Here is a 21,165-nt window from a genome sequence, read left to right as displayed (position 1 = left end):
CTGTTCATAAGAACGAAAGGGGATCGCAGATGAGCCAGACGATCGGAAATCTGTCGCCAGAAACTGCAAAAGCGCGGTTTTTGGAGCTGCAAGCACAATTGGATGCGGCGGATCTGGCCTATCACCAGAATGACGCGCCGATACTTTCAGACGCTGACTACGATGCGCTGCGCCGCGAGTTCGAAACCTTGCAAGATGCGTTTCCGGATTTGGCAGCCCTGTCCAACCGGTCCACAACTGTCGGCGCACCGGTCAGCAGTGGCTTTGAAAAGGTCCAGCACGCGGTGCGGATGCTGTCCCTTGGCAACGCGTTTGAGGATGGCGATGTCGCGGACTTCGCCAAAAGCATCCGGAAATACCTTGGTCTGACTGGGGATGTGCCCCTTAGGTTCACGGCAGAACCCAAAATCGACGGTCTGTCCCTGTCGTTGCGTTATGAAAATGGGCAGCTGATGCAGGCCGCGACCCGCGGCGATGGCAGTGTCGGGGAAAATGTGACCGCGAACGCCCGCACGATCGCTGATATCCCACAAGTCATTGAAAACGCGGCTGAGGTTCTGGAAGTGCGCGGCGAAGTCTATATGAGCCACGAAGACTTCTCCGCCTTGAACGCGCGCCAGACGGCTGCGGGTGACAAGAGTTTTGCCAATCCACGCAATGCAGCGGCCGGCAGTCTGCGCCAGTTGGATGCGACGATCACCAAATCCCGACCTTTGCGTTTCTTTGCCTATGCTTGGGGTGAACTCTCCGAACCGCTGGCGCAAACGCAATTTGAAGCGATTCAGAGATTTTCCGACTTTGGCTTTCAAACCAATCCGTTGACCCGACTGTGTTCGTCGGTCGATGCGCTGATCGCACATTACAAAGATATCGAGGCGCAGCGGGCAACGTTGGGCTACGATATTGATGGGGTCGTCTACAAGGTCGATGATCTCAGCTTGCAAGAACGGCTCGGCTTTCGTGCGACAACGCCGAGATGGGCAATTGCACATAAATTCCCGGCCGAGCTTGCGTGGACACGACTGGAAGCCATCGATATTCAAGTCGGCCGAACCGGTGCGCTCAGCCCAGTCGCGCGATTGGCCCCGGTCACCGTTGGTGGGGTCGTCGTGTCGAACGCAACACTTCACAACGAAGACTATATTGCCGGTTTCGACTCCAAAGGGCAGGTCATCCGCGAGGGCAAAGACATCCGTGTTGGGGATTGGGTCCAAATCTACCGCGCCGGTGACGTAATCCCAAAAGTCGCCGATGTCGACCTGAGCAAACGTCCAGACGATGCGCAGGCTTATGAGTTTCCGATGGTCTGTCCTGAATGCCAAAGCCCGGCAACACGGGAAGAGGGTGATTCAATTCGCCGCTGCAGTGGCGGGATGATTTGCCCCGCCCAAGCTGTTGAGAAAATAAAACATTTCGTCTCCCGCGCGGCCTTTGACATCGAAGGGCTTGGGGCCAAACAAGTTGAGCAGTTTCATGCAGATGGATGGATTAAAGAACCATCAGATATCTTTGATCTAAAAGAAAACTTTGGATCTGGCCTCCAGCAGTTGAAGAACAAGGAAGGCTGGGGCGATAAATCCGCCGACAACCTCTTTGAGGCGATTGAAGAAAAGCGTCTCATCCCTTTGCGTCGCTTTATTTTCTCCCTGGGTATTCGACATGCCGGAGAGGTGGCCGCGCGCGATCTCGCCCTGCATTACGGAAGCTGGGATGCGCTAACAGCGGCGCTGGATCTGACGCGACCGGCTGCTTTGGCCCATCGTGCGGGGGACGAAGCGGTTGAAGTTGAGCGTCACGCAGCAAGTACCGAAGGGCGTCGCGCCAAGATCACGGATACCCGGAACGCAGCCGTCACGGCCTGTGCGGTTCCGGCTGACGCAGCGACTGCCTGGTCTGATTTGATCGATGCGGATGGCATCGGTCCCGTTCTGGGTCTGTCGCTTTCAGATTCGCTCAGCATTGCTGAGGAACGGGCCGCCATTGACCGGTTGGTCGGCAAGCTGACAATTGAAAATGCGGAACAGGCCGAGACTGCGGATAGTCCGGTTGCCGGAAAAACCGTTGTCTTCACCGGCACCTTGGAAAAGATGACCCGCGCCGAGGCCAAAGCACGGGCCGAAACCTTGGGGGCCAAGGTCGCAGGCTCGGTCTCGAAAAAGACAGACATTTTGATCGCCGGTCCAGGGGCGGGATCAAAGGCGAAAAAGGCGGCTGATTTGGGCATCCAAACCATGGATGAGGACAGCTGGCTGGCGTTGATTGGTCAAGCATGAGCGGACGCCCAGAGATCCTGTTTCCGCTGTTTGCGGATTTGGAAACACTGCCGGGAATCGGTCCGAAAACCGCGCAGTCCTTTGGTCAGATCGGTGTGGAAACGCCGCGTGATATCTTGTTTTCGTTGCCATATTCCGTTGTGGACCGACAAAAGAAAGATACGATACAAGGCGCGGAATTTCCCGGTGTGGTGACGGTCGAGGTCATAATTGGGCGTCACCAACCCGCACGTAACAGAGGCGGGGCGTATCGGATCACGGTGTCCGATGCGCAGACCGATTTCCAATTGGTGTTCTTTCACGGGCGTAGCCGCTATTTGGAGGCACAGCTTCCGGAAGGATCCCGGCGGGTGGTATCGGGCAAAATCGAGCTGTTCGATGGCGCCGCGCAGATGGTGCACCCGGACCATATGCTGCCGGTGGAGGAAGCCGACAGCATCCCAGGGTTCGAACCTGTGTACCATCTGACCCAAGGCGTTACTCAGAAAACGATGTTCAAAGCCGCCCAGGGTGCTTTGCAACGTTTGCCGGAGCTTGCGGAATGGATTGACCCGTCTTTGCAAAAAAGCAAGGCGTGGCCGGCTTGGGACACCGCAATGCGGCTCGGCCATACGCCGCAATCCTTGGAGGCGGTGTCTGCACATGACCCGGCGCGGGTTCGTCTGGCCTATGACGAGCTGCTTGCACATCAATTGACCTTGGCCCTCGCACGCCAGACGGAGCGTAAACAACGCGGGCTAAGTTCGCTGGGAACCGGTGCGCTTCAGCGGCGTGTTTTGCTGGCCTTGCCCTATCAGCCGACAAATGCACAGGCGCGATCCATTGATGAGATTGCAAAGGATATGGCCGATCCACACCGCATGAACCGCCTGTTGCAGGGGGATGTGGGGTCCGGGAAAACCTTGGTTGCTTTCATGGCTTTGCTGGTCGCAGTTGAAGCAGGCGGGCAAGGTGTATTGATGGCTCCGACTGAGATTTTGGCGCGCCAACATCTGGAGGGATTGCAACCGCTGGCCGAGACGGCAGGCGTTGTTGTGGAAATCCTGACTGGGCGTGACAAGGGAAAAGAACGCGGCAAAAAGCTCGCCGCATTGGCGCGCGGTGACATTCACATTCTGGTCGGGACCCACGCGGTGTTTCAATCGGACGTGGGCTTTCAGGATTTGCGGTTGGCTATCGTGGATGAACAACACCGGTTTGGTGTGCGTCAGCGGTTGGAGCTGGCGGAAAAAGGCCAGGGAGCCGATGTGCTGGTGATGACCGCCACGCCGATCCCGCGTTCGCTTGCCTTGGCGCAATATGGCGATATGGATGTCTCGGTTCTGGATGAGAAACCGCCGGGGCGCAAACCGGTGAAGACTGCAGTTGTGAACACCGAGCGGGTGGGCGAAGTTGTGGGTCACCTGCGGCGCGCCATATCCGAAGGACGTCAGTGTTATTGGGTCTGCCCCTTGGTGGAAGAATCCGAAGTGGTTGATCTGGTTGCCGCAGAGGAGCGGTTCAAACAGCTGCGCGCGGAATTGGGTGAGGGCGTTGTGGGGCTGGTGCATGGGCAGATGCCAGCGGCCGAAAAAGACGCAGCTATGGCGGCCTTCCAACGCGGTGATACCCAGGTCCTGGTCGCGACAACCGTGATCGAGGTGGGCGTCAACGTGCCCAACGCCACTATCATGGTGATCGAACGGGCTGAGATCTTTGGCTTGGCGCAGCTGCACCAGTTGCGCGGGCGTGTCGGGCGGGGCAGCGCGGAATCCACCTGCCTGTTGATGTACCAAGCACCGCTCAGCGAAAATGGCCGCAAACGGTTGGAGGTTTTGCGCGAAAGCGAGGACGGTTTTAAAATTTCCGAGACTGACCTGCAAATGCGCGGGGCTGGCGACATGATCGGAACGGCACAATCAGGTCTGCCGCGATTCCAAATTGCCGATCTGGAACAGCAATCCGATCTGATGGAAGTCGCCCAAAGCGACGCCAGAACCCTGTTGGCACAAGACCCCGGCCTGCAATCAGAACGTGGGAAGGCCGCGCGTGTTCTTTTGTGGTTGATGAAGCAGGACCAGGCAATCCGTTTGATTTCCGTGGGTTAGGCCATCCGTTCCACGCGTGTTCTCATCGTCTACGTAAATGTTCTCATAAAGTTCTTTACTCGAATCTGGAATCGTGAGAACAAAGTGGCAACACAGCGACGTAGAGCGCGATTGACACCAAGTGGAGGCACCGATGATTGCACAGCTGAAACAGACCGTTGAAAATACACACCGCACCTTGCTGCAGGACGCCTTGGGCGCGGCAGCATTGGTTGTCATGCTAGTGGCCGCGCTGCACCTGCCGTCGCTTATGTGAGCACCGCTTTAGAGTTTTCCTGACCTTGCGTCCCCTGCCGACAACACCTGTTCCTGTCCCGAACATTTGAGCGCCTTTGGCGCTTTGGCTATCGCCTCTTGATCTGCCGCGTGTTGTCGGGTCCCGCATCCGGACGCAATACTGACCGCCGCACCCGTTTCGGGTTGCGGCGGCTTTTTGTTCGCAGGTCCATAATATCATGCCGAAACGACAAGCGGTCCGGATTAGACCGTTTCACAATACTCATTCATGGCCGCAAGCGATGCATCCAGGGCCAGCATGATCGAGGCATGGCGGTTCTTAAACTCTCGCGCAGGGATCAGAACTTCGAAGCCGTCAAATGGTGGATCGGGCACCGGGCCATCGGCAATCAACATATTTTTCAATTGGTTGCGCGCAGTTTGTAACTCGTCCTGCGTCCGGCCAATGATCGCCTCTCCGACTACGGCAGCGGCCGCTTGGCCCAGGGCGCAGGCTTTCACGTCCTGACCAAATTCACTGATGCGCCCATCGCTGATCTTCAAATCCACCGAAATGGTCGATCCACACAGCGGCGAGCGTTTCTTGGCCGTTGCATCGGGATCGTCCAGACGCTCCAGATATGGAATATCCGCAGCCAGCTCCAAAATGCGCTGGGAGTATAGTTTGATCAGGTCAGTCTCTCGGGTCATCGTCGCCTTGCGCCTTTATCGGGCCACTCTGGGCCTTTCCCTGCCAGTGGGTTTCTCTTACATAGGGGCCCAACCTGCAGATGCAAAAGGTTTTTAACATGTCCTTTGACCCAAAGACATTGCGCTATGATGATGCAGGGCTGATCCCTTGCATTGCGCAAGATGAAAAGAGCGGCGAAATCCTGATGATGGCCTGGATGAACGCGGAAAGCGTGGCCAAAACGCTGGAGACGCGCAAGGTGACCTATTGGTCGCGCTCACGGCAAAGCTTTTGGATCAAAGGGGAAAGCTCCGGCCATACGCAGCAATTGATCGATCTGCGGCTCGATTGTGATCGCGACTGTTTGCTGGCGCTGGTGCGTCAGGAGGGAGCGGCCTGCCACACCTATCGGCGGACCTGTTTTTACACCGCAGTGCGCGACGGGGAAGAGGTTGAGCTGATGAAGCCGATGACCTGACGCGGTGTTGCCGGGTGGTTACGACAATCCCACCATCCGGCGAATGTCCTGCGGCGTTGCACCGTCCGCACGGTATTTGGAAACCGCCCGCGCATCATCGCGTTTCGCAAGGCGTTTGCCCGCATCGTCACGGATCAGCCTGTGGTGATGGTAGATCGGTGGCGTGTGGTCGAGCAGCGTCAGCAAAAGCACCTGGATCTGCGTGAATTCAAACAGATCCTCGCCGCGCACAACATGGGTGATGCCCTGGCTCACATCATCCAGTGCGGAGGCCAGGAAGTAGGCGATAATCTCTTCGCCTTTTCGCGACAAAACCACATCGCCAATCTCGCGCAGTGCGCGGTCTGGATCAATGCGATGCACCCCTTTGAAATGGTCACCGATCTCTTCAAACACCACAGGTTGGTCGCCGAGACGCGCCAAAGCCCGGTCAAGATGCAGCCTCAGCGCGTCACCTGGTTTACGATCGCGCATGTCGCGTGATTTGCAGGTGCCGGGATAAACGTCGTGGGCGACCCCTTCTTGCGGTGCTGCAAGGGCTGCACGAATATCGGCGCGGCTGCAGGAGCACGGGTATAACAATCCCATGTTTTCAAATGCATCCAGGTGTTTGTTATAGTCGTCTAACTGCTCGGATTGCCGCAGAATAGGCCCATCCCAAGTCAGCCCAAGCCAGGTCAGATCATCCAGGATCGCCGCGTCCCACTCAGGCTTGGAGCGCTGCAGATCAGTGTCTTCCATCCGCACCAGAAACGCGCCACCCGCAGCGCGCGCCATGTCATGGGCCACAATGGCGGAATAGGCGTGGCCCAGGTGCAAGGGGCCAGTGGGAGAGGGCGCAAATCGGGTTCGAAATGTCATTGCGCCTCCCCTTTACTTAGGCAAATTGCTGCAACCAGTCCGTCCAGGCGAGTTTTGCACGATCTGTATAGGCTTTGTAGCGGTCTTTGCGTCCACGACGCCCGCCTTTGAGGCCTTCAACCGGACGGAATAGGCCAAAATTCACGTTCATCGGCTGGAATGTCTTGGCCTCAGCACCGCCGGTGATGTGGTGGATCAACGCCCCCATGGCACTGTCTTGTGGCACCACATCCAAAGATTTCCCAAGGATCTCAGCCGCAGCCAAACGACCCGCCAACAGGCCCATTGCGGCGCTTTCGACGTAACCTTCGACGCCGGTGATTTGACCGGCAAAGCGGATGTTGGGTTTGGATTTCATCCGCATCTGCGAATCCAACAGAGTCGGAGAGTTCAGGAACGTGTTGCGATGAATGCCGCCAAGGCGGGCAAAACGTGCGTTCTCCAGCCCTGGAATCATACGAAAAACATCAGCTTGCGCGCCGTACTTCATCTTGGTCTGGAATCCGACGATGTTGAACAAGGTCCCCAGCGCATTGTCGCGGCGCAGCTGCACAACGGCATAGGCCTTCTCGTCCGGGTTATGTGGATTGGTCAATCCAACCGGTTTCATCGGCCCATGACGCAGGGTCTCGCGACCGCGCTCTGCCATAACCTCAATCGGGAGGCAGCCGTCAAAGTATCCCGCCGTTTCCCCCTCGTGGAACTCGGCCTTGTCCGCGGCCAAAAGCGCGTCGATGAAGGCTTCGTGCTGATCCTTGTCCATCGGGCAGTTCAAATAGGCAGTGCGCTCTTCCTCGGTCTCACCTTTGTCATAGCGCGACTGCATCCACGCCTGGGACATGTCGATGCTGTCGGCGTAGACAATCGGCGCGATTGCATCAAAGAAGGCCAGCGCCTCGGCGCCGGTCTCTTTCTGGATGGCTGCCCCAAGGGCGGGTGATGTCAACGGCCCGGTGGCAAAGATCCAATGCCCGGTATCGGGAAGCTCCGTGACCTCCTCGTATGAGACCCTAACATTGGGCAAAGCCTTCAATTTCGCGGTCACGCCTTCGGCAAAAGGGTCCCGATCCACAGCCAGCGCACCGCCGGCAGGCAGGCGGTGTTCATCGGCGGTGGTCATGATCAACCCGTTGGCCTGGCGCATCTCCCAATGCAAAAGACCCACGGCGTTCTGCTCATCATCGTCGGAACGGAAAGAATTGGAGCAGACCATCTCTCCAAGGTTTCCAGTCTGATGGGCAAAGGTCTCCACCTTGGGCCGCATCTCATGCAGCACCACGCTTACGCCCATATGCGCAGCCTGCCAGGCTGCTTCTGACCCGGCCATGCCGCCGCCAACGATGTGTAATTCTTGTGTCATGCGCAGCCACATAGGACAGGCACCGCAAGAGCGCAACGGGGCGTGCAGGATTTTGCGCGCGGAACCAAAGGCAGATATTCCGAAACGGAGTTCAATTTGCAGCAATGCAAAGCGTTCTAACGCTGCCGGGGCTTGTTGGGGAAATACCGCAATTGGGGGATATTTGGGGCCGCGCTGTGGGAATGTCTATCCGGGGTGAGAGACCCGGCTGGAGGGACCTTCCACATGCGCGGCCCAAATCGTGTCAGGCTATTAACCTTGCCCGATCTTTGCCATGTTCCTGCCCCAATTGAAAGGGTGGCCTCGGAAACAATATCTTCCAAATGGTAAACAAAGACTAAAATTTTCCGAAAAATCGCATCGACAGATCTTTCCGCAAGGGAAAGCACTGCAATCAATCGTGAATTCAGTCACTTACGGCCGAGCGGCGGATGGCCTTTGCCGTGACATCCTCGGTCTCAAATGAAGACTTCAGCACGTCGATTGCCGCCCAAGGGTCCGCTGCGCCACACATAAAGACGTCAAATGCGCCATAGCCCTGGTCTGGCCAAGTGTGGGCAGAAATGTGGCTTTCGGCCAAAAGCGCGACGCCCGACAGACCTTCTGGAGTGAAAGGGTGGATATGGCAATGCAGGAGAGTTGCTCCGCAGACCTCCACAATCGTGTGAAATGCCTGTTCCAGTCGCACCGGGTCATTCAGTCCGCGTCCATTGCGAACATCCACGATCAGATGCAGCCCTTCGGATGCGGGCGTGAGGGAAGTGGGAGGTGTCTTTGTCATTTGCCACACTGGTTAGTGCGCGATTGGTTCGATGGCGAGAGGCAAGAGCGTGACGGAGCATTTGGCGTGCGACGTGATGCAAAAATGCTTTGTATCGTTATGGCGTATGGGTTGTATCGAATTGTTCGCATGGCGTCGGAAGGCAGTGAAAAAGAGGCCGGAGAAACTCCGGCCTGTAGGTGGCTCTGGCGCCTGGGGATCAGGGGTGCCAGAACGGAAGAGTGCTTTCATGACGTGCCATGCCTTTAGTCACATCAATGTCCTTTAAAATGTGGGCATCCAGGTGCGATAGCTGTCGGCGCGTGCGGCTGCGAATGCTCCATTTCGTGACCATGACCGCAAAGGCAATCGCGATCTGAGCCGGCATTGGCAGCGCGGAACGCTCCAGAAGGTAGGCGATCTGCGGATGATGTCTTGCGATATAAGTCATGGTCTGATACTCCAATTGTACTGTTACAATTTTCCACTGTTGTTACACGTGTTCAGGTACAATATAAAAACACTGAAAGTCCAAGGAAGGATTGTGATGGGTACAATGTGGAGCGCCGATCTCGGAACCAAATCCGGACCCAAGTACCGGAGAGTTGCCGAGACCATTCGCGGAGCCATTGACGCGGGCACGCTTAAGGTCGGCACCAAGCTGCCGCCTGTGCGCGAATTGGCCTATCAATTGTCGATCACACCGGGCACCGTAGCGCGCGCCTATAGCGTGCTGACCGACGAAGGCATCCTGGTTGCAGAAGTCGGACGTGGCACCTTTGTGGCGGAAAAAATGACGAAAGTTCAAGATGATGTATGGTCTCGCCAGCTGCATCATTTTGAATCGCAAGACCCGAAACATGTGAGCCTGTTTAGCCCCCGTATTGCAGATATGGGGCAGGTGGCGGCCATTCGCGAAGCCCTGCGCAAGATCGCGGATTGCGACCCGCATATGCTGTTGAACTACCCAACCCGCGACGCCTATAAACCCGTGCGTGAGGCGGTTGCGGAATGGATTGCAAAGGCCCCTATCGGTCCCGTGCGGGAGCGCGACATTGTTTTGACACATGGTGGACAGAACGGGTTGATGGTCACAATGCAGGCCTGTCTGCGCGGACCGAATCCCGTCATCATGGTGGAAGAGCTCGCTTATGCCGGGTTTCGCCGGGCTGCGGATATGTTGCGTGCCAATGTTGTAGGCGTTGCGATGGATGAACAAGGCATCCGGCCGGATATTTTGGAGCTGATGATCCGCAAAACCGGCGCTTCGGTGCTTTGTACCAGCCCCGAAGTGCACAATCCCACCGGATTGTTCACTCCAACCGAGCGTCGACTAGAGATCGTCGCGGTGGCAAGGCGACACAATGTGCAGATTATCGAAGATGATTGTTACCGTCTGGGCGAGGCACAGGCCCCCAGCTATCGATCACTTGCGCCGGAATTGGCCTGGCATGTGACGTCCTTGTCAAAATTGCTGACCCCCGCAATTCGCGTGGGGTTCGTTGTGGCACCACAAGGGGGCGTGAATGAGCTGCGCCGCGCCGCCGAATACAGTTTTTTTGGCCTGGGACAGCACACCGCAGAACTGACCCGCTTGTTGCTTGGGGATCCACGCATGCCGCGCTTGATGCAGGACGTGCGTGAGGAAATGGGCCGCTATGTGCGGGTGGCGGTTAATGTTCTGGGTGGATTTGACATCAATTGGAGCCCGGACGTGCCCTTTATCTGGTTGAAACTGCCCGTAGGGTGGCGTGCGGGGCCGTTTACGCGGGCCGCCGAATCCGAAGGGATCCAGATCCGGTCCGCCGATGAATTTGCCCTGCGCGATGGGCGCGCGCCGCATGCGGTGCGGATTGCCGTCAATGCGCATGTCTCGATCGGGAAGTTTGAAGACGCGATGCGCCGCCTGTGCATCTTGTTGGACAATCCGCCGGAGCAGATCAGCGGGTGATACACGGTCAGCTGTCGGTGGCTGGTTCAAATGGCCCCGTCACATCAGCCTCTGCCGGGTAAAGCGTGATCTGCGGGATCGAATAGACCCAGACGTCGCGGTTTGCCGCGATGTTTGCGGTCAGGGCGGCCACCAAAAGCCCGGTTGGGGTCGCGAGGCCGAAAACCGGCGTATTGGGCACGGGCGAAATAGACACGCCACCTTGGAGGTCACCACGCACGCACTTCAGCGTGCCCCGCGTTGGGCGGGATGTGAACTTGGGCAAGGCCAAGGTGCGCGGCGTGGTAAAGGTGAGGATGAATTCAGCCGTTTCGATCACGCATTTGGCATTCTCAATCTCGACCCGTTCGTCGGGGGATGGGCCAAGCGCGCGGTCAAACTGTTCAACGCCTTCGCCCGGGACAAAGCTGCGGATCGTGATTTCTTGGTAGCCGGTGATGCGTTTGTTATTGATGTCCGGGTTTTTGATCGCCGGCGAAACCGGTGGAGTATCTGTAGGTGCAACCGAATTGCAGGCGGACAGGACGCAAAGGGCGATTACCGCAGCAAAGGTTGGATAGGACACTGGGGGACTCCGTAATAGTGGGAGTTTGATACATTCGCCTATCTATCCGGGCAAGCGGGATTTACCTTTGGGGGGCTCAATTCCGCGATATCGGGTGACTTGAAGGCTTGTGACGTGGGGTATTTTAATACCTATTTTTTAACTATATGAAAATAAACGATAAAAACATGTTTTCGCGTGTTGACCGTCGTTGGATATGCCCTTAAACCCCCTCCATCGAATTCAGGTCGCGGCGTTTGTGTCGTCTGGCCTTCACGAACAACAGGATTGACCTGATATGAAAACCTTCTCTGCTACACCGGCAGACATCGAGAAGAAGTGGATCATCATCGACGCCGAAGGCGTGGTGCTGGGCCGTCTTGCATCGATTGTCGCCATGCGTCTGCGTGGCAAGCACAAGCCGTCCTTCACTCCGAACATGGATATGGGCGACAACGTCATCGTGATCAACGCTGAAAAGATCCAGATGACCGGCAAGAAACGCGACGAAAAATTCTACTGGCACACCGGCCACCCGGGCGGCATCAAGTCGCGCACCAAACAGGAAATCCTGGAAGGTGATCACCCGGAGCGCGTTGTGTTCCAAGCGGTTAAGCGCATGCTGCCAGGCAACCGCCTGTCCCGCAAGCAAATGACCAACCTGCGCATCTATGCCGGCACCGAGCACGGTCACGAAGCACAGAGCCCCGAAGTTCTGGACGTTAAGTCCATGAACAAGAAAAACACGCGGAGCTAATCACAATGGCTGATCAGATCACTACTCTCGAAGAGCTGAGCGCTGTTGCAGGCGTTGAAACCACAGTTGAAGAGCTGGCCCCCCGTGAGCCGGTTCGTGACGAGCTGGGTCGCTCCTATGCCACCGGTAAGCGTAAAGACGCAGTTGCCCGTGTTTGGATCAAACCGGGTTCCGGCAAGATCGAAGTGAACGGCAAAGAGATGAGCAAGTATTTTGCCCGTCCTGTTCTGCAATTGATCGTGCGCCAGCCATTTGGCGTTGCAGGTGTTGAAGGTGAATTCGACGTCTACGCAACCGTCAAAGGCGGCGGCCTGTCCGGTCAAGCGGGTGCGGTTAAGCACGGCATCTCCAAAGCTCTGCAGCTGTACGAACCCTCCCTGCGTGGCGCGTTGAAAGCCGCAGGCTTCCTGACACGGGACAGCCGTGTTGTTGAACGTAAAAAGTTCGGTCGCCGCAAAGCGCGTCGTTCGTTCCAGTTCTCCAAGCGTTAATCGCTGGACCAGAATTCAAGAGATTGAGGCGCTTTCGAGCGCCTCTTTTTTTGTGTCAAGCATTCAAGAAAACCGAAAGACTTTTCCATTAAATCGATACTTACGACAGCCAGAAGGCAGCTGCTGCCCCAGTCGAATTTTAGCCCAGAAAGCGGGTGATCTATGGATGGTTCTTTTTCAGATTTTGAGTTTACCAACAAATGGTTCAACATAACGGCGCTTGAAAGTTGGAATAACCTAATCCCACAACTTAAGCCCCAAAAGCTCTCGAAATTGGATCCTATGAGGGCGCATCAGCCTGTTACCTGATTGATGCGAACAAATGGCATGATGAGCTGGAAATGTTCTGTGTTGATACCTGGGAAGGTGGAGCCGAGCACCAGAGCAACGGCGTTAACATGCGCTCTGTTGAGGAGCGGTTCGTATCATTGGCCTGTTCCCAAGCCGCAAAAGGCGCCTCGGTGACCAAGTTAAAAGGCACGTCCGATCTGGCATTGTCCAAATTGCTGAATGAAGGGCATGCGAGTTCTTTTGACTTCATCTACGTTGTTGGCATTCAAGCTTTGCAAAGTGGGCGGGGTTATCGCTTTTGACGACTACGCTTGGGCCGGGGATTTGCCCTATGGACGTGACCCGCTGCGCTGCCCCAAGATTGCAATTGATAGCTTCACCAATATCTTGCTTTCGCAAAGTGCAACTCGTGCAAGTGTTGAACTTTCAAGTCCATGCCAAGAAAATTTCAGAATAAGATCGTTTCATAATTCAGCTGATAAATTCGCATGATTAGAAGGGGTTACGGAGTAAGTCTCTTCTGCGGCACGGGTTTGGAATTGGCTCTTTTTGCCAAAGGTTGGGCTTGTATCATAGGGTTAATTCCAAATGTGCATAATCTCCGCTATATTGGGAGATATTGATCTTGTAAGTTCTGGTGATGTTTTATGCCCAACAGCCTGTATGAAGAATACGGTGGTTTCAAAACGATAAGCCGCATTGTGATCACGTTCTATGAAACCGTGCTCGATTCCGATGATGTCGGCCATCATTTTGATGGGGTGGATATGAACCGATTGATTGACCATCAGACCAAGTTCATGTCGGCGCTGCTCGGGGGGCCGGTGTCGTTCAATGACGAGCGGCTCCATACACTGCATCGCGGCCTTAATATCACCGATCCGGAATTTGATGCTATTATTGAGATCTTGCGTGACGCGTTGGTGCAGCACGGTATGAGGGATGCAGACGTCCAATTCACCTTGCAAGAGATTGAAAAGAAACGGTCCATCATCGTTTCACGCCGACCTACATGAGCATCTCAGCCATCAACGAACAGCTGCTGCGGGCCATTGGGGTCGGAGTGGCGCTGGTTCGGGCTCGGGATCTTTCCTTTGTGTTTTTCAACCAACCCTTTGCCGAATGGTTCGGCACTCCTGGCGAAAATGCAACGCTGCCCGAGGTGGTGGAAGCGCTGCAAGAGGCGGATCTCGGCAATCTACAAGACGACGGTTTGCGGTTTTCCTCTGAGGTGCAGATCAAACGCAAGCGGCGCACTTTGGTGTTTGCGGTGAATATCTCGCTGACACAGGATGCGTCCGAGCCATTGTTGGTGGTGGAATGTCAAAATATCACCCGAATCCGCGAGCTGGAGAGCATGATCGACAGCTATTCCACCATGGTGGAACGCAACACGCGCGAGCTGGAGCGGGAAAAGGAGCGGGTGGAGCGGCTGTTGTTGAACGTGATGCCGCGCAGCGTCTATGAGGAATTTAAAACCTTTGGCGTGGTAACACCGCAGCTCTACCCACAGGTCTCGGTGGTGATGCTGGACTTTGTGAACTTCACCGATTTCGCCGCGCGCACCGACCCTACCGTGACCTTGAGCGAGCTGAACGATATTTTCACGGCCTTTGATCGCATCGTTGAACAATACGGCTGTGAGCGGATCAAGACGATCGGCGATGCCTATCTTGCGGTCTCTGGCATGCCAGAGGCGAACCCCGATCACGCCAACGCAGTTGCCCATTGTGCCACCCGGTTCCTGCGCTATCTGGAGCGGCGCAACCAAAGCCATCCCCACAAATGGCAGGCGCGGGTTGGGCTGGGCGGTGGTCCTGTGGTGGGCTCAGTCGTGGGCGTACAGAAATACGTCTATGACGTTTTTGGCCCCGCAGTGAATTTGGCGGCCCGGCTGCAGGTTCAGGCCGATCCGATGACAATTGTCGCCACGCAAGAGATGGAGGAAGCCCTGGCCGATGATTTCCAAACCGTCGCCCTGGGGCGCGAAACTCTTAAGGGATTGGGAGAGCTGGATTTGGTTCAAGTCGTCAAGCCGCTGGATAAAAACCAACCACATCAGCGGTTTCGGCAGTAAACCTCATGTGCGGATGCTAGTCGTCCGAATCCAAAAGGCCAAGACCACGCAGGTAAATCCCAATCCCACTTTCCAACAGATCTTCCGGCGCAAATGGCGCGGTGGCGCCTGGCGCGTTTCGGGCAAACAGTTCAACCACACCGTGGCTCATGGCCATGATATGGGCTGAAAACATCGACGCAGGCGGGCGTTTGTTGGCTGGGATATGTTGGCTCAGATCGCTGGCGGCTTGTTCCAGAATACCACGCGCGCGGGCTGCCGCTTCGGCCAGTTCCGGCGTGCGATTAACCGAAATCCCGCTCTCAAACATCGCGATGTAATGGCCTGGGTGCTTGCGCGCAAAGGCGAGATAGGCACGTCCCGTGGCCTCAAACGCGGCAAGGGCGGAGGGTTGGTACTTCTCATAGGCGTGCTGCATCAGATCCGCAAACATGCCAAACCCCTGACGCGCGGCCTCGGCAATCAGGTCTTCGCGCCCCTCAAAATGGCGGTAAACGGCGGCTGGGGTCACGCCGGCCAGTTTGGCGGCCTCTGACAGGGTAAATCCAGTTGGTCCTTTTGATTCAATCAGTTGCAACGCGGCCTCAACCAGAGCTTGGCGCAGGTTGCCGTGGTGATACCCGCGTTTAGCCATCCCAGAGATCGGGCCCGCCGCAGATCTGCGCATCACAATAGCCAAGCGCATCCGGATCTTTGTTGTCATAGTCCAATTGCGTCAACACGGTGCAGATCGCGGCCAGACGCGCACGGCGCTTGTCATCCGAGCGCACAATGGTCCAGGGCGCGACATCGGAATGGCTGCGGGTCAGCGTTTCTTTGATCGCGGCGGAATAATCATCCCATTTCGCCAGGCCATTGACGTCAATCGGGCTCAGCTTCCACTGTTTCAACGGATCCCCTTCGCGGTCCATAAACCGGCGCAGCTGTTCGGCGCGGCCAACATTCAGCCAAAATTTGAACAGTTTGATCCCATCATCGACGAGCGCTTCCTCAAATCCGCCGACCTGATGGAAAAACCGTTCCCGCTGGTCATCGCTGCAAAAGCCAAAGACCTTTTCGATCACGCCACGATTGTACCAGCTGCGGTCGAAAAATGTGATCTCACCCGCCGCCGGCAGATGGGCGGTATAGCGCTGGAAATACCATTGGGTGCGCTCGGCCTCGGAGGGTTTTGAAAGGGCGACAACGCGGGCACCACGTGGGTTCAGGTTCTCGCGGAAGCGTTTGATTGTGCCGCCTTTTCCGGCCGCGTCACGGCCTTCAAACACGATGGCAACCCGCTGCCCGTGTGTCTTGATCGAGGCCTGCATTTTCACCAATTCCACCTGCAACGCCGCAATCGCTTTTTCATAGTCCTTGCGGCGCATCCGTTCAGGGTACGGGTAGGAGGGGCTTAGAATCTGCCCCTTCTCAGAGGATTGGATCGCTGCGTGCACCTCTTTTGGGGCTTTGGCTTTGAAATACTCACTGATGGCACCATCAAACGGCCGGGACATCGTAAAACCTCCTGTTTTCAAGGCCCAAGCTTAGCCTATGGCGTTGCCCAAGGGAAAGCCCGCACAGCACGTCGGCGTGCAGGCGAACAGATCAGGCGCGCAGGTCTGTGCTTTCCTGTCCGATCTTGGACAAATCAAATGTGGTGGTTTGATAAATCTCGCTGATCCAATTGCCGTAGAGCAGATGCGCATGGCTGCGCCACCGGTTCAGCGGCGCGCGGGTTGGATCATCGTCCGGGAAATAGTTCACCGGCACATCAACCGGAGTGCCACCTGCCGCGTCGCGGTCATATTCCTGTTTAAGCGTGTCGCTGTCATATTCGAAATGGTTGAAGATATAGAGCGCGCGATGTTTGCGGTCTTGCACCAGACACGGGCCGACTTCGGGGCTCGCCAAAAGGGTCTGCAGATCGGGGTTCTGATCAATCTCATCCTGGTGGACATCGGTCCAACGGCTGACAGGAATGGTGCATTCATCGGAAAACCCGCGCAGATAGGGCGAGGCCGGCGCCATATTTTGATGTCGGTAGCAGCCAAAATACTTGGCATCCAGCATCTGTTTATCGACACCGTGGAAATAATTGATCATCGCCATGCCACCCCAGCATACGCCAAAGGTCGAATGAACATTGGTCTGCGTCCAGTCAAAGATTTCGCGCAGCTCGTCCCAATAGGTCACATCTTCAAACGGCAGATGCTCGATCGGGGCACCAGTTATGATCAGCCCGTCGAACTTCTCATCCTTTACCTCCTGAAAGGGGCGGTAGAATTCGGCCATATGGGCGGCGGCTGTGGTCTTGGTGCGGTGCTCGCTCATCCGGATCAGCGTCAGCTCGATCTGCAACGGGGTTGCGCCGATCAGACGAGCAAACTGGTTCTCCGTCTGGATCTTCTTGGGCATCAAGTTCAGAAGCGCGATCTTTATTGGGCGAATGTCCTGACGCGCGGCCTGATCCGAGGACATGACCATCACGCCCTCGTTCGTCAGAACGTCGAAGGCAGGGAGATCAGATGGGATCTTGATGGGCATTGGGTCAGGGTCCTTTGAATAGGTTCAGAGATCGGAAAATAGGCAGCTTAGCCTTGATCCTCAAGGGCTTTGGCGATCAAGTTCTCGAAATCCGCTTCGGATTTTACCTGACTTATTTCATCCGCAGTAACCGTGATGCCCCAGTTCTTGGCCATCGCGGCGTAGCGTGGCTGGCGATGGGCCAGGGCCTGGGCATAGGTCCAGCGGATAAATGTGTCGGGGTCCACAGCGTCCGCGGCCAGCCCGGTTTCCGTCAAATAGGCCTCCCAGCTGCGGGTCAGGAATTCGGGCTGATACGACATCGGTTTGGGCGCACGATCAAAACGGCGCACCAACTCTTCGGTGTGGTCGTCGTCGCCCTTGATCCAGATCATCAGCGCCTGTTTCGACAGTTCCGTCAGGATCGGGTCATCGGGATCTTCGGCATCGACCCATTCACAGATCGATCCGCCGGTGTCGCAGATGAAATTCGGATAGTCATAAAGCGTCTGCGAGCGGTTGATGAAATATTCCGTATCCATCAAGGCGCGGATCTCAGCCTGGCGGAATTGCTCCTGGCGTTTGCAGTATTCTTCCATCCCCAGACCACCCAGATCAGGATTGCCGGGCTTGCCCAGATAGGCCGCAACAGGTGTCAGATTTTCAAAACTGATGTTGGAGCCGATATAGATCGAATCGGTCAGCAAAAGATCCCTCAGGAACGGCACTTTCATTGCTTCGGCTTTGGCGTTGTCGGCAATGAATTCACCCATATAGCGGGTGCCAATGCGGTAATCGATGGAGTAATGGAACCAACGACCGGCACCGCGCAGAATGTTGGAGACATAGGTCTTTCCCAGACCTGACATGCCAAAAAACAAAATCCGCTTGTTGGGCGCTGCGCGCCAGGCCTGTGCAGTGAGGTAAAGCATCGACATCTGGTTCCTGTTGACTTCAGAACTAGCTATCCAGCGGCGCTGTTCGGGTCAATGCTTGCCCGGCCGCGCATGTGGGAAAATCGCAGCCGGATTTTGCAAGCCTTAGAACGAAAAGCCAACCTTAATGCCAAGGCTTATGGCATCGCTGTCATCAAAACGGGCCCGCACCGTGCCGCCACCAGGTGCCGCCAGCGCATCGCCCAGCTCGGTGTAGCGAAGGCCACCCGAAATCCGCATATTGTCGTTCTCATAGCGCAGGCCCAGGGTGATCGCGCGATACCCGTGAATCGGAGACAACGGCGAGACCACATTGTCGCCGTCCACATCATCATAGGCAAAGGATACCGACCCGACCCAGCGTTCATTGAACCGATGCGCAACTCCCAGTGCATAGGTCACCGCATTGTCGAGGTTGATCAGGTCACTCCCCAACGCAGTCGGCACCAGATCGGTTACCGTATGATCCGCCCAGCGGACATTGGCCAGCAACAGGGTTTTTGGCGTGATCCCGGTCTGGAAGTCGATGTTCACGGATTGGGCCGTCGTAGCCTCGGTTATGCTGGTGACACCAGGGGCGATATTTTCGCGCGAGGGAAAGTCGTGGTCGACCTCAGAATTATAAGTGACCGCCAGCCGCATCGCGATATCGGGGCGTTCATAGGCGCCGCCCACCAGCCAACCCACGCCGCCGTCACGTTCCAGCGCGACGTTGTATCCATTTGCCGGCCCATAGGCGAGGCCGCTCAGAGTGATGTTCCCGGCGATTTCCTGATAGCGCAGGCCGCCGTGGACGCTCCAGCTCTCATTGAATTTATACCGCAAAACACCGGTCAGCGCGTCGGATTCGGCAAAGGCACGGGTGCCGCCCAACATCGATGTCGTGTTTCCGACCTCTCCAGGAAAGGCCGTATTGGCCCCCCAGGGTTTGTCGTAAATCAGCGCCGCCGACAGCTTGTCAGTCAGCTGCAGCTTGATCCCAGCACCGGGCAGGTTAAATCCGCCCAGGACATCGCCCGTGTCCGTGTCGAACCCGGAATCCACGCCGTGACCACTGGGATCGGTGCGACCAAAGGAGAACTCAACATAGTTGCCGTTTTCAAACAGGATGCCAATCGGCTGGTTGGTGCGGTCCAACCCCGCCGCCAATGTTGCGGATGACAGATGTAGTAAAAAGACCGGCGCAACCACGCCGAGCGTACTCGTTTTCATGAATGGTCCTCCCTAGACGTCGCCCCGTGTTGGGGGCGTCGTAGAGCGAATCTATTTCGCGAAAACGCGCGCAATCAACGCTAACCCAGGGTTAAGATGCAGGCTCTATGAATGTTTCGCTACGTCTTTTGAAGGCGGGCAGACATAATGTTCATGTAATTTCCTATGAAAATGACCGCTGCGCCACAAATAATCCAAACATCCAACGCTTCGTCATAAAGAACGGCTCCGACAATCGCGATGACGGGCAGGCGGGTAAAGTCAATTGGCATCACAAGGGCAATCGGCGACAGGGCAAGGGCGCTCGACAGGCAGAAATGGGCGCAGACGCCGCCCATGCCAATGAGCACCAGCCAGGGCCAAGTTTGAAGGGTCGGCCACGTGACCTGACCGTCATATCCGGCTCCTACCGCGCCCAGCACCAGCTGCATGAACGTCAACCAAAACATGATCGACGCGACACTTTCCACTTTGGTCAGCCGTTTGGTCAGCAAACCTGTCAGTGCAAAGAAGATCGCCGAAGCCGCCGCAGCCGGCACGCCCAGTGACATTTCCCCCACGCCGGGGCGTGTGACCATCAAAACACCGACAAACCCGATCAGGGCCGAGATCAGCTGAACCCGGCGCGCCCGGTCTCCCAACAGGAGGGGCGCCAGAAAAATCGCCCAAAGGGGCGAGGTGAACTCAAGCGCAAAGACCTGCGCCAATGGGGCCATAGCTATTGCAAGAAACCAAAGGTTCTGCCCGGTGAAGTGAAATACATTGCGCCAAACATGGGCGCTTAGGTGTTGGCGGGACACTGTTCCCCACTGCCGCGTGGACGTCAGTGCCAGAACAACAATGGCAAAGCCCACAATGCTGCGAAACGCCATGATCTCAAACGTGTCATGCACGCCGCTAATCTCACGCCCGGCCACCGCCATCACGGAAAAAGAGACGATGGTGCCCGTCATCCAGGCGATGGTTTTTACCAGTGAATTTTCCACACGTGCTCCGCTCTTGACAGCGCGCACCAGAACGGCGCACGGCAAGAAGGTCAAGGGCGAAGCACTATGGGCGCGTAGAAGTTACAGAATGCTTTGAAGCAGCTCTGTTTGCGGACGAAGCTTGATCTTCTCTTGTCCAAGGGGACCAAGTTCAGCAAGTTTTGTCTTGTCTTCAAAAAGTTCAACGATGCCGTCGGCCAAATCCTCGTAAGGGCGATAAAACAGACCCTCGCGGTAAAAATCATCGATCTTGGTGGTCGAATTTACTTCGGTGGCGACCGGAATGCCATTGGTCATCAGGTAAAACACGCGTACGACTTCGAAAATTTGGGTGTCAAATTGGTGAATGTTCACAACGAGCTTCGATCGTGCCACCCATGCGTCGCGCGCTTCGCCGAATACGTTGATCAATGGTTTGACCTTCAGCCCGCGTGTTTCCAGATCTATCAAAGCCAACCTACGACGATCGTTCACGCAGCCATAAAACAACACATCCACGTCCCGACTGTCCTGTGTGGATGGCTCCTGCATAGCAAGACATTTCTGATGTGATTTGCTCTTTGGTCAGAAGCAGTCTTGTGTCCGGCCTGTTGACGCGATGCACATGACCGCTGGCCCTGATGGGGTCCGCGAACCAAGTCCCATTCTGCTTTGCGGACTGATGTGTCCCTGACATTCGGCGGGGTGTTT

The 21,165-nt window shown here is 56.2% G+C and carries 23 protein-coding genes; 10 read left to right on the top strand and 13 right to left on the bottom strand.

The window, feature by feature from the left end:
* The first annotated feature begins 29 nt into the window (after nt 1-29).
* The 3 genes from ligA (at nt 30) to KMP13_RS20875 (ending at nt 4,616) form a co-directional block, all read left to right on the top strand.
* On the top strand, nt 30-2,273 hold the full coding sequence (ligA, locus tag KMP13_RS19590) for an NAD-dependent DNA ligase LigA (protein WP_215267718.1): 2,244 nt from the start codon (nt 30-32) through the stop codon (nt 2,271-2,273).
* Complete coding sequence (recG, locus tag KMP13_RS19585) at nt 2,270-4,360, top strand: ATP-dependent DNA helicase RecG (RefSeq protein WP_215267717.1); 2,091 nt, start codon at nt 2,270-2,272, stop codon at nt 4,358-4,360. The genes ligA and recG overlap by 4 nt, the downstream gene beginning before the upstream one ends.
* 133 nt (nt 4,361-4,493) lie before the next feature.
* A complete protein-coding gene (locus KMP13_RS20875) occupies nt 4,494-4,616 on the top strand; it encodes a hypothetical protein (protein ID WP_285895575.1) in 123 nt (40 codons plus the stop codon).
* Between the two features lie 224 nt (nt 4,617-4,840).
* On the opposite strand, the gene KMP13_RS19580 is transcribed toward KMP13_RS20875, so the two are convergent.
* Complete coding sequence (locus KMP13_RS19580) at nt 4,841-5,287, bottom strand: iron-sulfur cluster assembly scaffold protein (RefSeq protein WP_215267716.1); 447 nt, start codon at nt 5,285-5,287, stop codon at nt 4,841-4,843.
* Nucleotides 5,288-5,367: 80 nt separating this feature from the next.
* Here KMP13_RS19580 and hisI point away from each other — a divergent pair, with 80 nt between their 5' ends.
* Complete coding sequence (gene hisI, locus KMP13_RS19575; protein WP_215267715.1) at nt 5,368-5,745, top strand: phosphoribosyl-AMP cyclohydrolase; 378 nt, start codon at nt 5,368-5,370, stop codon at nt 5,743-5,745.
* A gap of 18 nt (nt 5,746-5,763) precedes the next feature.
* Here the strand turns inward: hisI and gluQRS are convergent, their stop codons facing one another.
* The 4 genes from gluQRS to KMP13_RS19555 all read right to left on the bottom strand — a co-directional run bounded on the left by gluQRS (nt 5,764) and on the right by KMP13_RS19555 (nt 9,177).
* Nucleotides 5,764-6,606 (bottom strand): tRNA glutamyl-Q(34) synthetase GluQRS, encoded by an 843-nt coding sequence (gene gluQRS, locus KMP13_RS19570; RefSeq protein WP_215267714.1) that lies wholly within the window; start codon nt 6,604-6,606, stop codon nt 5,764-5,766.
* 16 nt (nt 6,607-6,622) lie between these two features.
* Entirely contained in the window at nt 6,623-7,966 is a 1,344-nt protein-coding gene (gene trmFO / locus KMP13_RS19565; protein ID WP_215267713.1) for a methylenetetrahydrofolate--tRNA-(uracil(54)-C(5))-methyltransferase (FADH(2)-oxidizing) TrmFO, read from the bottom strand.
* Nucleotides 7,967-8,372: 406 nt separating this feature from the next.
* Nucleotides 8,373-8,747: an adenosylmethionine decarboxylase gene (gene speD / locus KMP13_RS19560; protein ID WP_215267712.1), complete on the bottom strand. Its 375-nt coding sequence runs from the start codon at nt 8,745-8,747 to the stop codon at nt 8,373-8,375.
* Nucleotides 8,748-8,946: 199 nt separating this feature from the next.
* Nucleotides 8,947-9,177 carry a DUF1127 domain-containing protein gene (locus tag KMP13_RS19555; protein WP_215267711.1) on the bottom strand — a complete coding sequence of 77 codons (231 nt, stop codon included), beginning with the start codon at nt 9,175-9,177 and terminating at the stop codon, nt 8,947-8,949.
* Nucleotides 9,178-9,273: 96 nt separating this feature from the next.
* Here KMP13_RS19555 and KMP13_RS19550 point away from each other — a divergent pair, with 96 nt between their 5' ends.
* Nucleotides 9,274-10,677, top strand: a complete 1,404-nt coding sequence (locus KMP13_RS19550) for a PLP-dependent aminotransferase family protein (RefSeq protein WP_215267710.1) — start codon at nt 9,274-9,276, stop codon at nt 10,675-10,677.
* A 7-nt stretch (nt 10,678-10,684) separates the two neighbouring features.
* Here KMP13_RS19550 and KMP13_RS19545 read toward each other — a convergent pair whose 3' ends face one another.
* Entirely contained in the window at nt 10,685-11,242 is a 558-nt protein-coding gene (locus KMP13_RS19545) for a hypothetical protein (RefSeq protein WP_215267709.1), read from the bottom strand.
* 277 nt (nt 11,243-11,519) lie between these two features.
* Between KMP13_RS19545 and rplM the strand changes: the two genes are divergently transcribed.
* The 5 genes from rplM (at nt 11,520) to KMP13_RS19520 (ending at nt 14,837) form a co-directional block, all read left to right on the top strand.
* Nucleotides 11,520-11,978, top strand: coding sequence for a 50S ribosomal protein L13 (rplM, locus tag KMP13_RS19540; protein WP_215267708.1), 459 nt, complete (start codon nt 11,520-11,522; stop codon nt 11,976-11,978).
* A 5-nt stretch (nt 11,979-11,983) separates the two neighbouring features.
* On the top strand, nt 11,984-12,469 hold the full coding sequence (gene rpsI, locus KMP13_RS19535) for a 30S ribosomal protein S9 (protein ID WP_153214126.1): 486 nt from the start codon (nt 11,984-11,986) through the stop codon (nt 12,467-12,469).
* Between the two features lie 272 nt (nt 12,470-12,741).
* The gene (locus KMP13_RS19530; protein ID WP_215267754.1) at nt 12,742-13,062 is read left to right on the top strand and encodes a class I SAM-dependent methyltransferase; all 321 of its coding nucleotides are present in this window, start codon (nt 12,742-12,744) and stop codon (nt 13,060-13,062) included.
* Nucleotides 13,063-13,407: 345 nt separating this feature from the next.
* A complete protein-coding gene (locus tag KMP13_RS19525) occupies nt 13,408-13,776 on the top strand; it encodes a group I truncated hemoglobin (RefSeq protein ID WP_215267707.1) in 369 nt (122 codons plus the stop codon).
* Complete coding sequence (locus KMP13_RS19520; protein ID WP_215267706.1) at nt 13,773-14,837, top strand: adenylate/guanylate cyclase domain-containing protein; 1,065 nt, start codon at nt 13,773-13,775, stop codon at nt 14,835-14,837. The genes KMP13_RS19525 and KMP13_RS19520 overlap by 4 nt, the downstream gene beginning before the upstream one ends.
* 16 nt (nt 14,838-14,853) lie before the next feature.
* On the opposite strand, the gene KMP13_RS19515 is transcribed toward KMP13_RS19520, so the two are convergent.
* The 7 genes from KMP13_RS19515 to KMP13_RS19485 all read right to left on the bottom strand — a co-directional run bounded on the left by KMP13_RS19515 (nt 14,854) and on the right by KMP13_RS19485 (nt 20,973).
* A complete protein-coding gene (locus tag KMP13_RS19515; protein WP_215267705.1) occupies nt 14,854-15,471 on the bottom strand; it encodes a TetR/AcrR family transcriptional regulator in 618 nt (205 codons plus the stop codon).
* Entirely contained in the window at nt 15,464-16,333 is an 870-nt protein-coding gene (gene ppk2 / locus KMP13_RS19510) for a polyphosphate kinase 2 (RefSeq protein WP_215267704.1), read from the bottom strand. The genes KMP13_RS19515 and ppk2 overlap by 8 nt, the downstream gene beginning before the upstream one ends.
* Before the next feature lie 91 nt (nt 16,334-16,424).
* Entirely contained in the window at nt 16,425-17,363 is a 939-nt protein-coding gene (gene metA / locus KMP13_RS19505; RefSeq protein ID WP_215267703.1) for a homoserine O-acetyltransferase MetA, read from the bottom strand.
* A 47-nt stretch (nt 17,364-17,410) separates the two neighbouring features.
* Complete coding sequence (locus tag KMP13_RS19500; RefSeq protein WP_215267702.1) at nt 17,411-18,274, bottom strand: ATPase; 864 nt, start codon at nt 18,272-18,274, stop codon at nt 17,411-17,413.
* A gap of 108 nt (nt 18,275-18,382) precedes the next feature.
* A complete protein-coding gene (locus tag KMP13_RS19495) occupies nt 18,383-19,489 on the bottom strand; it encodes an OmpP1/FadL family transporter (RefSeq protein WP_215267701.1) in 1,107 nt (368 codons plus the stop codon).
* 119 nt (nt 19,490-19,608) lie between these two features.
* Nucleotides 19,609-20,475 (bottom strand): DMT family transporter, encoded by an 867-nt coding sequence (locus KMP13_RS19490; RefSeq protein WP_353055735.1) that lies wholly within the window; start codon nt 20,473-20,475, stop codon nt 19,609-19,611.
* Nucleotides 20,476-20,556: 81 nt separating this feature from the next.
* A complete protein-coding gene (locus tag KMP13_RS19485) occupies nt 20,557-20,973 on the bottom strand; it encodes a hypothetical protein (RefSeq protein ID WP_215267700.1) in 417 nt (138 codons plus the stop codon).
* Between the last annotated feature and the right edge of the window lie 192 nt (nt 20,974-21,165).

It is taken from the genome of Epibacterium ulvae (assembly GCF_018678075.1).
Taxonomy (GTDB): domain Bacteria; phylum Pseudomonadota; class Alphaproteobacteria; order Rhodobacterales; family Rhodobacteraceae; genus Epibacterium; species Epibacterium ulvae_A.
Note: the sequence above shows the minus strand (reverse complement) of the source record. Positions and strands in the feature narration are given on the sequence as shown.